A 15,304-nucleotide genomic window follows, 5' to 3' on the forward strand; every position below is an offset into this window, starting at 1 on the left:
ATTTGTCATCACTTCTGAAGATTATCGGGCCAGATAGCGGCGTATCTGCGCTTCTATTCCCGGGCCATCGATTTCCAGCTCCGCATGCAGTTCCGCCTGGGTGCCCTGATGGATGAATTTATCCGGCAGGCCGATTTGCAACACAGGCTTGATGCGTTTGTCTTTCATCAAAAACTCGATCACACCGGAACCGGCGCCGCCGGCGATGGCATTTTCTTCTACCGTCACCAGCAGATCATGGTCGTCGGCCAGCTGGCGAATCAAGGCTTCATCCAGTGGTTTGACAAAGCGCATGTCAGCAACCGAGGCATTCAGGGCTTCTGCGGCTTCCAGGGCATAGCTCAGCGTGGTGCCGAAGTTCAGGATCGCCACTTTTTCACCCTGGCGGCGGAGTATCCCTTTGCCCAGTTCCAGCGCCGTCATAGTGGCCTCTGGGGTCACGCCGGTGCCGCTGCCTCGCGGGTAGCGCACTGCGCTGGGTCCCTGATGCTGATGACCGGTATAGAGCATCTGGCGGCACTCGTTTTCATCACTCGGTGTCATGATCACCATGTTGGGAATACAGCGCAGGAAGCTCAGATCGAAAGCCCCCTGGTGGGTCTGACCGTCAGCCCCGACCAGTCCGCCACGATCGATGGCGAACATCACAGGTAAATCCATAATGGCGACATCGTGGATCAGTTGATCATAACCGCGCTGCAGGAAAGTCGAGTAGATAGCGACAACCGGGTGATAACCGCCAATGGCCATACCGGTCGCCAGTGTCACTGCATGCTGCTCAGCGATGGCGACATCAAAATACTGATCCGGGTATTCTTTGGAGAACCGCACCAGGCCGGAACCTTCACGCATTGCCGGTGTGATGGCCATCAGCTTGCGGTCTTTTTCGGCCATATCACACAGCCAGTCGCCGAAGATTTTCGAGAAAGTCGGCTTGCTGTCTTTGGCTTTCGGCAGCGGGTTCTGGCTCAGATCAAATTTAGGCACGGCGTGATAATTGATCGGATCGGCTTCCGCCGGCGCATAGCCTTTCCCCTTTTTCGTCATGATATGAAGAAATTGCGGGCCTTTGAGGTTGCGCATATTTTTAATCGTACGCACCAGCTCCTGCACATCATGACCATCAATCGGGCCGATGTAATTGAAGCCCAGCTCCTCAAACATAGTGCCAGGCACCACCATGCCTTTGAGGTGCTCCTCGGCCCGGCGGACCAGCTCTTTAATCGGTGGTGCGCCTGAGAGCACCTTCTTGCCGCCTTCGCGGATGCTGGCATAGAAATTACCGGACAGCAGACGGGCCAGATGATTATTCAGTGCGCCCACGTTCTCGGAGATCGACATTTCATTGTCGTTGAGGATCACCAGCATGTCGCTGTGGACATCACCGGCATGGTTCATGGCTTCGAACGCCATGCCCGCGGTAATGGCCCCGTCACCGATCACGCTGACAACTTTGCGGCCCGCGCCTTCACGCTCGGCGGCAATCGCCATGCCCAGGCCGGCACTGATAGAGGTAGAGGAGTGGCCGACAGACAAGACGTCATATTCACTTTCTTCCCGCCAGGGGAAGGGATGCAAGCCGTCTTTCTGGCGTATGGTGTTTAAACGATCGCGACGTCCGGTCAGGATTTTATGCGGGTAGGCCTGATGACCGACATCCCAGATCAGATGATCAAAAGGTGTGTTGTACACATAATGCAGGGCAACCGTCAGTTCTACGGCGCCCAGACCAGAAGCAAAATGCCCGCTGGACTGACTCACAGAGTTGAGCAGATACGTCCGCAGCTCATCGCAGAGCGCAGGTAAACTGTCCACCGGCAGTAAACGGAGTTCGTCCGGTGTGTTGGCTAAGGCCAGATGTGGGTATTTAGAAATATCCAATGTCATAACAAGTCGGCGCTTATACTGTTTTAGTTGTTGCGCTCGATAACGTATCGGGCGAAAACTTCTAATGAATCTGTATTGTAGGGTATAGCTTCCAGGGCGTGTAGGGCTTCCTGGTATAGCTGGCGAGCTTTATCCTGGGCGCCTGCTAATCCTAGCAGGGCAGGGTAGGTGCTTTTTTCCAGAGCGGCATCTGATCCCTGGGGTTTCCCCAGTGTCTGAGTATCGCTGATCACATCCAGAATGTCGTCCTGAACCTGAAAGGCCAGGCCAATCGCCTCAGCGTACCTGTCCAGCTGCGGCAGGATAGCGACCCCTTTTTCACCGGCCGCCAGCGCGCCAAGACGCACCGCACAACGGATCAGTGCCCCGGTTTTGTGCCTGTGGATGGTTTCCAGCTGCGCCAGACCGACACGTTTGTGCTCTGCGGCTAAATCCAGCGCCTGTCCGGCACACATGCCGGACGCACCGGCAGCCTGAGCCAATTCGCGCACCATGGCGATGCGCTGGCTGTTGCCCTCGGCGCTCAGCCGGCCAGAAGCCAGTATTTCAAACGCGAGCGTCTGCAAGGCATCACCGGCCAGAATGGCGGTGGCTTCATCAAAGGCTATGTGGCAGGTCGGTTTACCGCGCCGCAACTCGTCGTCATCCATGGCAGGCAGATCGTCATGGATCAGCGAATAGGCATGAATACATTCGACGGCCGCCGCCGGGGTATCCAGAGCATGGATATCCGCTCCCAGCATGCTTCCTGTGACATAAGTCAGGAAAGGACGGGCACGCTTTCCGCCCAGCAAGGTGCCGTGCCTCATCGCCTGAACCAGAGGCTGATCGGTAAAGGGCAACTGAGTCAGCCAGTGTTCCAGCTGATCATTATTACGGGCCGCGTACTTGGCCAGTTGTTGAGAAAGGCTGTTAGTCATCGCTCGGTTCAAAGTCCGTCAGTGGCGCATTGTCGTCAGCTTGCAGCAAAATCTCAACCCGTTGCTCGGCCTGAGTCAGTTTTTGCTGGCTGTTGCGGGCCAGGGCAATGCCACGCTCAAATTTTTTCAGCGCGTCTTCTAAAGGGATATCACCGGATTCCAGCTCGTTGACTATCACATCGAGTTCATTCATGGCCTCTTCGAAGGCCATCTTTTCTGGTTTTTTAGTCGCCATATCCGGTCCATTGATGGGTTGTGAGCGCGTTTGGAGGTGCGCCCGAAAATGAAGGGAAAATAGCGCACAGGCTATGCCGGGTCAAATTATGGCACAGGGAAGTGTGCGCATTACAGTGTTATTTTTATGGTTTTTATACCCTGTGCTGCTTTGTATCGCCCATTGCAAGAGGAATGCAATCACAGATGACAGGCGGAAGTTCGGTTTTTCCCAGCAGAGCACAAAACCAAGGGTTAATCAGTGCTAAACCAAAATCCAAAGGTGCCGATACAGGGTGAGTAAGTTAGAATAGCGCCAGTTTGAGCTGGCCAGAGCAACCCGGACATCCTGATGTCACTTGGGTTGATAAGAAAAAATTACAGAGGAGTGATCCGTGGATTTGGCAACCCTCATAGGCTTAGTTGGTGCCTTTGCTTTTGTCATTATGGCGATGCTGCTGGGTGGCAGCCTTGATATATTTTTTAATGTGCCTTCTATTTTGATTGTATTGGGCGGGACATTATTTGTTGTATTAATGAAGTACAGCCTGTCGCAGTTTTTTGGCGCCGCCAAAATTGCGACCAAAGCCTTCATGTTTAAAACAGACGACCCGGAAGATTTGATCGCCAAGATTGTCGAAATGGCGGATGCGGCACGTAAAGGCGGCTTTCTGGCGCTGGAAGAAATGGAAGTCAATAACAGCTTCCTGCGTAAAGGGATTGACTTACTCGTCGACGGTCATGATGCCGATGTGGTGCGGTCGACATTGCAAAAAGATATCGGGCTGACCAACGAGCGCCATGAACGGGGTATCAGTATTTTCAGCTCACTGGGTGAAGTGTCACCTGCGATGGGGATGATAGGTACTCTGGTGGGGCTGGTCGCCATGCTGACCAATATGGACGATCCCAAGTCTATCGGCCCGGCCATGGCCGTGGCGCTGTTAACCACTTTATATGGTTCGATCCTGGCCAACATGGTGGCGATTCCTATTGCTGATAAGCTGTCATTGCGTAAAAACGAAGAACGGCTTAACCGCCGCCTGATCCTTGACGGGGTGCTGGCTATTCAGGATGGCCAGAACCCGCGTGTGATTGATGGTTTTCTGAAAAATTACCTCCATGAAAAACAACGCCGTACCGACGTTGATGAATAAGGAGGCTGGTGATGGACGAGACCGAATGCAATTGTAAGAAAGGGGCGCCTGCCTGGATGGCAACGTTCGCCGATCTGGCGACCCTGCTGATGTGTTTCTTCGTGCTGCTGCTGTCATTTTCTGAAATGGACGTGTTGAAGTTCAAGCAAATTGCAGGCTCTCTGAAATTTGCCTTTGGTGTGCAGAACATGGTGGAAGTGAAGGACATTCCTAAAGGTACCAGTGTGATTGCACAGGAATTTCGTCCGGGGCGGCCTGAACCCACCCCGATCGAAGTTATCATGCAGCAAACCATCGATATGACGCAGCGAACGCTGGACTTTCATGAAGGTGAATCAGAAAAAGCCGGCGGCACAAAACGCGAAGCCGGTAAACTGACCGGGGGGCGCTCCGAACATACCGCCACCCAGATGAACCAGAATACGCAGTCGGAAATGACCCAGGCCCAGCAGCAGCTGGCCGATGTCTTGCAAACGGCCCTTGAGCGTGAAATACAGGAAAAACTGATCGAGGTCGAAAACCTGGGTCAGCAGGTGGTGATCCGTATTCGTGAAAAAGGGGCATTTCCGGAAGGCTCAGCCTTTCTGCAACCCAAATTTCGTCCGCTGGTGCGTCAGGTGGCCGATCTGGTCAAAGATGTGCCGGGTGTGATTACCGTTTCTGGTCATACTGATAATCAGCGTCTGGATTCAGAGCTGTACCGTTCCAACTGGGACTTGTCGGCACAGCGTGCTGTGTCCGTTGCTCAGGAAATGGAAAAAGTGCAGGGTTTTGATCATAACAGGATGCGCGTGCTGGGACTGGCAGACACCTCGCCGCTGGACAGCAATGACACCCTGGACGGACGTAAGCGTAACCGTCGGGTAGAAATTGCCATCATGCAGGGTAAACCGCATTTTACCAATGAACTGACCAGCGACCCGGCAGGGGAATCTGCCGTCCCGTCAAATTAAGCCTACAATCTGAATAAGGACATGATGGGTGTTCGCCTGACAGGGCGAGCACCCATCAGGCGGCGAGGACAGGAGCCATGACAGACCGCGGGTTTGTGAAACTCTGCGCTCGCCGTTTTTTCTGATAATCCTTTGTATTTCAGCGACCGCTTGCTTGCTGTATAATCCGCGCCTTTAGTTAGGCCCTGTGAAGCGAAGCATGTTATGAAATTTATTGTAAAGCCCCATCCAGAGATTTTTGTAAAGAGTGAATCAGTGCGGAAGCGCTTTACCAAAATCCTGGAGTGCAATATCCGCATTATCCTTCAGCGCCTGTCTGATCAAGTGGCTGTGTACAACCGACGCAGCTACATTGATGTCACAGTGAAGGACGACAGCCTCCGTGATCAGGTTCTGACCGTACTGACCCAGACACCTGGGATTCACCATGTGCTGGAAGTCAAACAAACTGATTTTACCGACATGCACGATATCTTCGAGCAAACCCTGGCCCATGTCGGCAACCAGCTTGACGGCAAAACCTTCTGTGTGCGCGCCAAGCGGGTCGGTAAACACGACTTTACCTCAATAGAGCTGGAACGTTATGTCGGCGGTGGTCTGAATCAGGCCTTTGACAGTGCGAAAGTGCAACTGAAAAATCCGCAGGTGACGGTCAATATTGAAGTGGACGGCGAGAAACTCAATCAGGTGCTTGCCCGCCATAAAGGGCTGGGTGGCTTCCCGCTGGGTACCCAGGAAGACGTACTGAGCCTGATCTCAGGCGGTTTCGATTCCGGTGTGTCCAGCTATCTGCACATCAAGCGCGGCAGTAAAGTGCATTACTGTTTCTTCAATCTTGGCGGTCCGGCACACGAAATTGGTGTGAAGCAGGTCTCTCACTATCTGTGGAAGAAATTCGGCTCTTCGGCCAAAGTGAAGTTCATTGCCATTGATTTTGAACCTGTTGTGGCAGAAATCCTGGAAAATGTTGATGACGGCCAGATGGGCGTGGTGCTCAAGCGTATGTTTATGCGCGCGGCAGGCCAGGTTGCTGAACGTTTTGGCATTCAGGCGCTGGTGACCGGCGAAGCGCTGGGTCAGGTTTCCAGCCAGACGCTGACCAATCTGCGTCATATCGACAACGTGACTGATACCCTGATCCTTCGCCCGCTGATCAACTGGGACAAAGAAGATATTATCAATCTTGCCCGTGATATCGGCACCGAAGATTTTGCCAAGACCATGCCTGAATTCTGTGGCGTGATCTCGAAAAGCCCGACCGTGAAGGCGGTGAAAGAAAAGCTGGAAACCGAAGAAGCCAAGTTTGATTTTGCGGTGCTGGATCGGGTGGTGAGTGAAGCCCGTATTCTCGATATCCGCGACATCGAAAAAGAAAGTCAGGAGCAGGCACCTGAGATTGAACTGGTGGATCAGATTGACGGCAACAGCACAGTGCTGGATATCCGCAGCCCGGACGAAGAAGATGAAAGCCCGCTGCACATCGAAGGGGTTGAAATCAAGCATCTGCCATTCTACAAACTGGCAACCCAGTTTGGCGATTTACCTCAGGATAAAACCTACCTGTTGTACTGTGCTCGCGGTGTGATGAGTCGTCTGCAGGCGCTGTATCTGAAAGAAAATGGTTTCGATAACGTGAAGGTTTATCGCCCGTAATCTTCCATTGCTTTTCGTTCCCCTCCCCTTGAAAAGGGGGAGGGATCGTACAGCGATGACTGAAACCACGAATATTCCCTCCCCTTGGCAAGGGGAGGGCTAGGGTGGGGTTCGTGAGGTGAGCTCGACTTTTGCGTCAGTGCCTTTTAACCCCCTCCTGACCTCCCCCTTGAAAAGGGGGAGGGATCGTACAGCGATGACTGAAAATACGAATATTCCCTCCCCGTACGAATTACGAAGGGGAGGAAATATCAGTTTTTCCCCACCACGTCGAAGCTCATACTCGGCCACATCACCATAGGTTCTGCCACTTTGGCGGTTGTGGCTTTGCCCAGCAGCAGGGTGATGATTTCCAGTGCAAATTCTTGCGAGGTGCCCGGTGCCTGGCTGGTCAACAGATTGTTATTCACATCAAACATCACGCGGCGACCTTCACGGCGGCGGTGCTCGGGAATACGGTCAACAAAGGCCGGGTGAGCCGTCATCAGTGCGTCCGGATACAGCTGGTGGTGTTCCAGCACTACAGCAGGCGCGGCACAGATCGCCGCCACAAGCTTACCGTCATACTTATGCTGCTTGACGAATTCCACCGTCAGCGTGCTGTCTCTGAGATATTCTGCGCCAGGCAGCCCGCCGGGCAGGACCACACAGTCGAACGGTTCATCGGCAATTTCAACCAGCGGGCAGTCTGCGGTCAGTGTGATACCCCGCGAACCTTTCACCGCCAGTGCGCCATCCTCAGCCACGCTGGCAATGGTGACTTGCATGCCGGCCCTGATCAGAATATCAACCGTGTTGATGACCTCCATTTCCTCGCTGCCGGGGGCGATACAGACAGCCACTTTTAGTGGCAGGACTGAGGATTTCGATGGGTTAGCCATAATTTTGCTCCAAGTGTTTTATCTGTTGCCATACGGCGGTATTCGCCGGGGCGGCAAGCTGAAAATGGTGTGCCTGCTCAATCAGAAAGCCGGTAATGGCGTCGATTTCTGTTGGTCGCTGATTGGCAACATCCTGCTGCATGGATGAAAAGTTGGCCGCCGTAGCCCTGATAACCGTCAGAGTACGTTGCCAGAGATCGTCTGCACTGGTGGGGTAGCCGACGGCTGTCATGACAGCCGCGACTTCGCGACAGATATCCGTCAGTTCGGCGGTAAAATCCGGCGCAGCCAGATCGCCATTGCGGCATTGGTGGATGGCCGTCAGCGGATTGATGGCGCAATTGACTGCCAGTTTCTGCCATTGCGGATAGTGAATATCATCATGCCACTGACAGGGAGCCAGAGCCGTGTTCAGCACTTCGGCCAGTGCCTGCCACTGATGGCCGGCTGTATTCACGGCGCCCAGCCAGGTCGGGCCAGATCCTGTATGGCGTACGCTGTGGCTGTCGATACGTAACGCCGCTTGCGAGGTGGTTGCATATAATAGCGGATTATCAGGCAGCAGTTGCAGCACCTCGTTTTCAGTGCCCATGCCGTTGTGCATCACAATCACAGGCGTTGAGGCGTCCAGCCAGGGGGCTATGCTCTTTATTGCCTCAGAGACCTGAAAGGCTTTTACTGTGATCAGAATGATATCGCTGCGGCTGAGCTGGTCGGGCTGATTGCAGCGAAAGGTGAAAGTGTCTGCATCCGGCGCATCCAGACCCTGCCAGTTCAGCGTACAGGCGCTGTCAGGCTGGCGGCGCCAAAGGTGGATGGTGTGGCCTTGTCTGGCCAGAGCACCTGCCCAGAGGCTGCCTATGGCGCCAGCGCCGACTAAGGTAATCTTCACGGTATTGCCTGTTGGGAAAGGAATCACTGAAGCCTATTGTAGCGGCTGTGAAATCAAGGGGTAAAGTAAAAGTCCGGATACCTGAGTACCCGGACCGGATGTGATTCAGAATTTATAGGTGACAGAGAAATAATGGGATGGACCGGTTGACTCAAAGCTATCGGAATCTTCTATCAGGTAGACATCATAGAAGAGTTTCAGACCGTATCCGACGGAAAAGCGATCGGAGTGCCAGTAAAGCCCGTTGAACCAGTTCCCGCCATGGGTGGCCTGGGAATTACCGTTAAACTCATCATCGGCGCCAAACTGGTAGTCAATATAGCCCTGATAGGAGATGAATGAGCCATTATCAAAGGTATAGAAGGGTTTAAACCAGTTGGTGGATATCTGGTAGCCGTTCCAGTCTTTGGCGTTGACATCGTACAAACCATACAGATTCAGGCCGACTTTGCCGAACCAGGGCACCATGATATCGGAGCCTATCCCCCAGAAGGAATTATTGACGTCCTGCGCACCGCCTCCCCAGTTGAACAGGGTGGCAAAATAGAGCTCCTGCACCGGGCCGAAGGAGAGGTCGGTTTTAGTTAACGCATCAAGCGAAACCCGTGGCGCAAACTTCATGAACATTTTGGGTCTGTCTTTCTTATCACTGGCATCGCTTTCTGTCAGATCGAAGAAATCCACATAACCGTAAAGATCAAAAATACCCGAGCGACCACCAAACTCCATTTCCAGATAGTCATGACCGGATGGATCGCCAGGCGCACGAGGATATTCTTCCAGTGCGTACATCAGATTGAACTGAAACCATTTATAGTCATTTTTATGGATGTCGCCATCAGTATAATCAGCGGCAAAAGCGGTTCCGGGACATACCAATGCTGCTCCAAGAGCCAAAGCTAAACGAGTCTGTTTCATGTTGGCGTTCTCACTTATCGTTTATCGTTGCCATTGCTTAGTAACATCTCTGCCAAGAGACTTGTTTCTTAACAGAAAGACAGTGTCTAACTTAAAAGATTAGTGGATTGCGGATGGGATGCCTTAGAAGTAAGAAAATAATCCGTGCTCTGGAGAGTGATACAGATCGTAACTTTAGAAATCAGTCAGAAAATCAGGCAGATGAAAGGGGTTGGCAGGAGAATAAAATTGTCTCAGGAGTTAGAACGAAAAACAAAGGCGCCGGGAAGGCGCCTTTGCAGGATTCAGGGGGGTGGCTCAGGGCAAGACTTAGAACTTGTAAGTCACGCTGACATAGTGGCTGATACCAGTTGTTTTTCCTGCTAGACCACCGTCTTTCAGACCGTAAACGTCTTTATAGGCTTTCAGGCCGTAACCCACCGCATAACGCTCAGAGTGCCAGTAGATACCGTTGAACATAGCACCACCATTTGAAGAGTACAGTGCACCGAAGTCATCATTTACACCAAATTGGTAGTCAATATAACCCTGATAAGACACGAAGCTGCCGTTGTCCAGAGTATAGAAAGGCTTGAACCAGTTGGTCGAAATCTGGTAACCGTTCCAGTCTTTTTGGTTCAGGTCATACAGGCCGTAGAAGTTCAGGCCTACTTTACCCAGCCATGGAACCATCACATCAGAACCCAGACCCCAGAAAGAGTTGTTTACGCTTGCACCATTGATTGAGCCGTCTGAGTTAGTTGTTGCTGCACCGTTCCAGTTGAACAGGGTAGCAAAGTACAGTTCCTGGACCGGGCCAAAAGACAGGTCGGTCTGGGTCAGGGCATCCAGAGAAACGCGTGGCGCAAACTTCATGAACATTTTTGGCGCAGATGCTTTATCGCTGCTTGGACTGTTGGCCAGATTGAATATGTCGACATAACCGTACAGATCAAAGATACCGGAACGGCCGCCGAATTCCATTTCCAGGTAGTCGTGGCTGGATTCGCCTGGCAGCTCGTCAAATGCGTACATCAGGTTGAACTGAGACCATTTGTAGTCGTTCTTGTGGATATTACCGTCGGTGTAATCAGCAGCATTTGTAGCAGCAGACAGGGAAGCTGCCAGTACACTCAGTGCAACAAGGGATTTACGCATCGTCAACTCTCGCTAATTGAATTAAAACACCGGACTTTTTTGACCAGTCCGTATCAATGGCGGGAAGTGTATTGTTTGATGTCACTAATGTGAATGTAACAAACGGCCAGTTGTTTTTTGATTGTGAGTTTGATCTTGTGTAATGGATTGCAAAAAAAATCAAAAGTGATTTTGATCTCTTTTTGTGCGCTATTGGATGTAATTTTTCTGATCTAAGTGAGTAATAGGTCAGTTATCGCCCATGTCTGGTATGCGGAAAAGTTAACTGAGATCAAATAAAGTCAACTTGAGAGTCAAAATCATCAACAGATATAGAAACAGAGGGAGGAAGAACAAGCTATCTGACCTGCATGTTGGAACGTTCAGGTCAGATAAAGTTCCCGGACAAGACGGTATTAGTGCTGATGCGGGGCGTATTTCGCCACTGCTTTGATGAGGATCAGCACAGGTAAGCCGATCAATGCGGTACTCAGAAAGAACATGTTATAGCCCCAGTGATCAACAAACAGGCCTGAAAAACCGGCGAGAAATTTCGGGAACAGCAACATGATGGAGCTGAAAAGGGCATATTGGGTGGCAGAAAACGCCACGTTGGTCAGGCCGGACATAAAAGCAATAAAGGCGGCGGTGGCAATGCCCGCACTCAGATTATCAATCGAGATCACCAAAGTCAGCATAGGCAGGCTGTTGCCGATATAGGTGAAGGCCATAAACAGCAGGTTAGTGAAAGCGGCCAGTACCGCACCCAGAGCCAGAATCCGTAGCGTGTTATAGCGGTAAATTAATATACCGCCCAGGCCCGCACCTGCCAGTGTCATGATCACGCCGTATATTTTCGAGACAGAAGCCACCTCGGTTTTGCTGAACCCCATATCGACATAGAAAGCATTGGCCATCACGCCCATGACAACGTCTGAGATACGGTAACAGCCAATCAGTGCCAGCAGCAGCAGGCCGGCTTTCCCATAGCGCGAGAAGAAATCAATGAAAGGCATGATCGCAGAGGTATAAAACCAGGCACAGATACGGGCCAGCCAGTGCGGCATGTTCCCGGCTGCCAGCCTTTGGCGGATCTCCGCTTCCAGCGTATCCATTTCTTTGCCGTTACGTGCCGGTTCGTGAATGCAAAGCGCGGTGATCAGGCCGACGGCCATAAAGCCGGCCATGATGAAATAGGCGGTTTTCCAGCCGATAGGATCATAGCCGGTGTCTGAACCAAATAAAGCGGCAAAGGCCAGCGCGCCTGCGCCGGCCATGATCATGGCCAGCCGGTAGCCTGTCATATAAGCGGCAGCCAGTGCGGCCTGCAAGCGTTCCGTTGCCAGCTCTATCCGGTAGGCATCAATCACTATGTCCTGCGACGCAGAAGAAAATGCCACTATTACTGCAAATACCGCTAACTGGTATAAATCAATCTGCGGATTACTTAACGCCATACCGCACAGTGAGGCAATGATCAGCAGTTGCGAAAACACCATCCAGCCACGCCGGCGACCCAATAAGCTGGACAGTACAGGAACGGGGAAGCGGTCTATCAGCGGTGACCATATCCATTTAAAGCCGTACGCGAGCGCGACCCAGCTGAAATAGCCAATGTCAGTGCGGCTGACCTCAGCTTCACGCAGCCAGAATGACAGGGTACCAAAGACCAGCAAAATGGGCAGACCGGACGAAAATCCGAGTGCCAGCATGATGAGAACTTTCTTTTCGAGATATACGCGCCACCCGGTGTTCGGGCGATCGTCGACGGTGTGCTCCATGTGGAGTGGCCTCTGCTACTGATTACTATCTGGTTCCAGATTTTGCTCTATAAGGTAACAGCAAGCGCGGGTGAGAAAAACCATCGGAAAGTCAAAGTGTGGTGAGTTTGGGGGCAAAGTACTGCTTTAGGGGCGAATGCCCTGCATTTTGTCGGGCGCCTCACCAACACCCAGCAGGAATTTAGCGCCGGCTGTGACGCGAAACTGGATAAAGCAATTGCCCAGCAACTGGTGCTCTTCCAGTGATTCCATTAAATGCAGCAGATACCAGTACACGGACTCATAGGTATTGTCGGGCGTACCACTGGGGATCGACAGTTGCCACCAGTCATGCAGATGCTCGGTGCAGGTTTTTTTTAAGGAGTCGTAGCTGGTATCACCGTTAATGGTGCCGAGCATTGAGATAGCCAGAGCGGGTGCGTAATCAGTAATGTGATTGGCAATTTGCTCTGTCGGCACATCCGGTACTGAGGAAACAAGTTTGAGCATAGGCACCACCCTGGCCGAAGATTAACGGCCAGGGGGGCGTCAATCTACTTGTTGATTAGGTTAATAGCTTTAATAACTATAGGCTGCTGAGGCACATCTTTCATACCTGTAGAGCGGACTGTTGTGGTAGGAATCGCGGCCATTTTTTCAATAACTGAGAACCCTTTCACAACTTTTCCGAACACCGCGTAACCCGGCTTGCCCGGGCGGCCGTCAAGAAAGGTATTGTTCTGGTAATTGATATAGAACTGACGAGTGGCTGAATCGGCCACTTGTGTCCGCGCCATGGCTATGGTGGCTCTTTGGTTGCTCAGGCCGTTATCGGATTCATTCCTGATAGGCTCGTAGCTCGGGCGCTGCTGTAAATCGACATCAAACCCGCCGCCTTGCGCCATGAATCCCGGAATAACCCGGTGGAAAATGGTGCCCGTATAGCTGCCGTCTTCGACATAGCGCAGGAAGTTTTTGGTGGTAACTGGGGCCTGCTCTTCATTCAGCTCAACCACAAATTCGCCCAGACTGGTTTCAATAGCAACCTGAGTGGCGGCTGAAGCTGAAAACGAAAGTGCCAGCAGGGTGGCGGTGATAAAATGTCGCATTACAGGTTTTCCTCCATGTAGCTGTTCAGTTCCGTATCAGACTGGATGTCACGCAGTACGGCATCCATCAGGCCCGTCATTGCCACTTCCATTGACTCTGTGGACGCTGTCATCGCGCCCTCGCGGGATGATTTACCCGCATAACGTTTGATGAATTTTCCATTAGGGGTTGTCAGAACCAGCTGCAGCTGCAACTTGCTGTTCAGGGTGTGGCTGAAGGCGCTCTGTTTGACATTGACGATAGCCTCAAGAATATCCAGTCGCATGGTGTTCTGGCTTTCGTGGCCGATTTGCACGCCCTGAGAGCTCAGCTGACGAGAAAGTGCGTCTTGTAATGTCAGGCGCAGGTTTTCTTTCGCGTGCAGGGGATGGACGTTCTGATCGCCGTTATCAACCACAGCAACAAACTGGGCGGTGCGCAGGTCGCGGCTTTCAAGGGTCAGGCTTTGCCCTTCCAGGTCTGGCTGTTTGGCCAGTGAAGGGGAGGGCTGGATAGACAGCTGGGAGTCAGTCGGTGCCGTACAGGCCGTCAGCGTCAGCAGTGATACCGCAAAAATGAAGGGTTTCATCCGGTTTGTTCCTTATTAAACAGGCTGTCGCCAGCCGCAATGAGCAAAATTATGGGCTTATTTTTCAGCTTGATAAACCACAAATTTAGGGTTCTGAGCAATTTTATGTACTTTAGCAAACAGGCGCTTAAGCTTTCCATCATAGCCAAGATGACGGTTACCTATCACTATCAAACGTCCGTGCTGCTTTAGGCTTTGCTTTGCATCACAGAACATTTGCCAGGCAATATGATCGGTAATGGTATTTTGCTGGTGGAAAGGCGGGTTGCATAACACCAGATCAGCGTCGATATTTGCCATGCTTTCCAAGCAGTTATCTACTTTAGCTTCGAGTTGTTCCGGATGAGTCAGATTCAGGTCAGCATTTTCCCGGCAAGACGCCACGGCCATGTAACTTTCATCGACACAGGTCACTTTCGCCTGTGGGTTGAGTCTGGCTGCCTGCAAGCCAATCACCCCGTTTCCGCAACCTAAGTCGATAATGTGCTTCAGTGCCGGATCCTGAGGGATATGTTCCAGCAATAACCGGGCTCCGATGTCGAGACTTTCACCGGAAAACACATTGGCATGGTTGGTTAAGGTGAGCTTGTACTCAGGCACCTCCCAGCGCTGGGTTTCCGGCAGCGATGCCGCCAGATTTTTATCCGGCTGACAGAAAATCAGTCGTGCTTTTTTCACCGCCAGTGACGTACTGGTCGGGCCCAGATGTTTCTCGAACAGTTTGAGTGTGGAGGAATGTATATCCCTGGCTTTAGCGGCAGCAATCACCACACAGTCTTCAGGTAAAGCGGCACAAAGCTGGGTGAGCTGCCAGACAAGCAGCCGGTTATTTTTAGGCAGTTTCAGCAGCACCAGCCGGGTCTGGGGGGGCACAGGGGCCAGGCAGTCAGTGAATCTGATGTCCGGCAGCGCGTTTGCGGCCAGATTGTGCTGGCTGGCCGTTCTTGCAATGTATGAGTCACCAGCAGATACCGTCTGTCCCTGACGGGCGAACCAGCATGCTAAGGCACCAAAGCTGTCATTGATGATCAGCACAGGGCGCTCAGCATCCAGAGTGAGTGCCTGCTTCTGTTTCATGTCTTCAACCTGGTTGATCAGGTATTCATCCGCCGCATCCCAGGCTTGCAAGGTTTCATTTTGACGAATCGGGTAGCGGTTCAGTTGCAGGGTCTGGCCGTGCAGGGTGAGCTCAGGTTTCATTCAGGCTATCTTTAGGGTATGTTGTCGGGTTGAATATTTTCGCAGATGCTGGCGTAGCTGCAAAGACTAACAGTGA

15 protein-coding genes are annotated in these 15,304 nt (G+C 52.1%); 3 read left to right on the top strand and 12 right to left on the bottom strand.

The genetic code is table 11. From position 1 onward, the window contains the following. Window positions 1-21: 21 nt before the first annotated feature. From dxs to xseB, 3 genes are read right to left on the bottom strand one after another with little or no spacing between them, the layout of a single operon-like run. Window positions 22-1,887 (bottom strand): 1-deoxy-D-xylulose-5-phosphate synthase, encoded by a 1,866-nt coding sequence (gene dxs / locus H511_RS0119585; protein WP_027253846.1) that lies wholly within the window; start codon window positions 1,885-1,887, stop codon window positions 22-24. A gap of 23 nt (window positions 1,888-1,910) precedes the next feature. Continuing rightward, entirely contained in the window at window positions 1,911-2,807 is an 897-nt protein-coding gene (ispA, locus tag H511_RS0119590; RefSeq protein WP_027253847.1) for a (2E,6E)-farnesyl diphosphate synthase, read from the bottom strand. Further along, entirely contained in the window at window positions 2,800-3,042 is a 243-nt protein-coding gene (gene xseB, locus H511_RS0119595; RefSeq protein WP_027253848.1) for an exodeoxyribonuclease VII small subunit, read from the bottom strand. The genes ispA and xseB overlap by 8 nt, the downstream gene beginning before the upstream one ends. Before the next feature lie 373 nt (window positions 3,043-3,415). On the opposite strand from xseB, the gene pomA reads away from it, so the two are divergent. The 3 genes from pomA (at window position 3,416) to thiI (ending at window position 6,783) form a co-directional block, all read left to right on the top strand. Then, window positions 3,416-4,177 (top strand): flagellar motor protein PomA, encoded by a 762-nt coding sequence (gene pomA, locus H511_RS0119600; RefSeq protein ID WP_027253849.1) that lies wholly within the window; start codon window positions 3,416-3,418, stop codon window positions 4,175-4,177. A gap of 11 nt (window positions 4,178-4,188) precedes the next feature. Beyond that, window positions 4,189-5,130 (top strand): flagellar motor protein MotB, encoded by a 942-nt coding sequence (locus H511_RS0119605; protein WP_027253850.1) that lies wholly within the window; start codon window positions 4,189-4,191, stop codon window positions 5,128-5,130. Window positions 5,131-5,334: 204 nt separating this feature from the next. After that, window positions 5,335-6,783 (top strand): tRNA uracil 4-sulfurtransferase ThiI, encoded by a 1,449-nt coding sequence (gene thiI / locus H511_RS0119610; protein ID WP_027253851.1) that lies wholly within the window; start codon window positions 5,335-5,337, stop codon window positions 6,781-6,783. A gap of 251 nt (window positions 6,784-7,034) precedes the next feature. Here thiI and H511_RS0119615 read toward each other — a convergent pair whose 3' ends face one another. The 9 genes from H511_RS0119615 to H511_RS0119655 all read right to left on the bottom strand — a co-directional run bounded on the left by H511_RS0119615 (window position 7,035) and on the right by H511_RS0119655 (window position 15,228). Next, on the bottom strand, window positions 7,035-7,664 hold the full coding sequence (locus H511_RS0119615) for a DJ-1 family glyoxalase III (RefSeq protein ID WP_036760070.1): 630 nt from the start codon (window positions 7,662-7,664) through the stop codon (window positions 7,035-7,037). Continuing rightward, window positions 7,657-8,556 (bottom strand): 2-dehydropantoate 2-reductase, encoded by a 900-nt coding sequence (gene panE / locus H511_RS0119620; protein WP_027253853.1) that lies wholly within the window; start codon window positions 8,554-8,556, stop codon window positions 7,657-7,659. Before panE ends, H511_RS0119615 begins: the two co-directional genes overlap by 8 nt. 105 nt (window positions 8,557-8,661) lie before the next feature. Continuing rightward, a complete protein-coding gene (locus H511_RS0119625; RefSeq protein WP_027253854.1) occupies window positions 8,662-9,474 on the bottom strand; it encodes a nucleoside-specific channel-forming Tsx family protein in 813 nt (270 codons plus the stop codon). Window positions 9,475-9,783: 309 nt separating this feature from the next. Then, window positions 9,784-10,611 (bottom strand): nucleoside-specific channel-forming Tsx family protein, encoded by an 828-nt coding sequence (locus H511_RS0119630; protein ID WP_027253855.1) that lies wholly within the window; start codon window positions 10,609-10,611, stop codon window positions 9,784-9,786. A gap of 395 nt (window positions 10,612-11,006) precedes the next feature. Next, window positions 11,007-12,371 (bottom strand): AmpG family muropeptide MFS transporter, encoded by a 1,365-nt coding sequence (locus tag H511_RS0119635; protein ID WP_027253856.1) that lies wholly within the window; start codon window positions 12,369-12,371, stop codon window positions 11,007-11,009. Window positions 12,372-12,497: 126 nt separating this feature from the next. After that, on the bottom strand, window positions 12,498-12,860 hold the full coding sequence (locus H511_RS0119640; protein ID WP_027253857.1) for a hypothetical protein: 363 nt from the start codon (window positions 12,858-12,860) through the stop codon (window positions 12,498-12,500). Window positions 12,861-12,904: 44 nt separating this feature from the next. Then, window positions 12,905-13,459, bottom strand: a complete 555-nt coding sequence (locus H511_RS0119645; RefSeq protein ID WP_027253858.1) for a peptidylprolyl isomerase — start codon at window positions 13,457-13,459, stop codon at window positions 12,905-12,907. Then, window positions 13,459-14,028 carry a YajG family lipoprotein gene (locus H511_RS0119650; protein WP_027253859.1) on the bottom strand — a complete coding sequence of 190 codons (570 nt, stop codon included), beginning with the start codon at window positions 14,026-14,028 and terminating at the stop codon, window positions 13,459-13,461. Before H511_RS0119650 ends, H511_RS0119645 begins: the two co-directional genes overlap by 1 nt. Before the next feature lie 57 nt (window positions 14,029-14,085). Then, entirely contained in the window at window positions 14,086-15,228 is a 1,143-nt protein-coding gene (locus H511_RS0119655; protein WP_027253860.1) for a methyltransferase, read from the bottom strand. Window positions 15,229-15,304 lie beyond the last annotated feature (76 nt).

It is taken from the genome of Photobacterium halotolerans DSM 18316, assembly GCF_000425165.1.
In the GTDB taxonomy this organism is placed as follows: Bacteria; Pseudomonadota; Gammaproteobacteria; order Enterobacterales; family Vibrionaceae; genus Photobacterium; species Photobacterium halotolerans.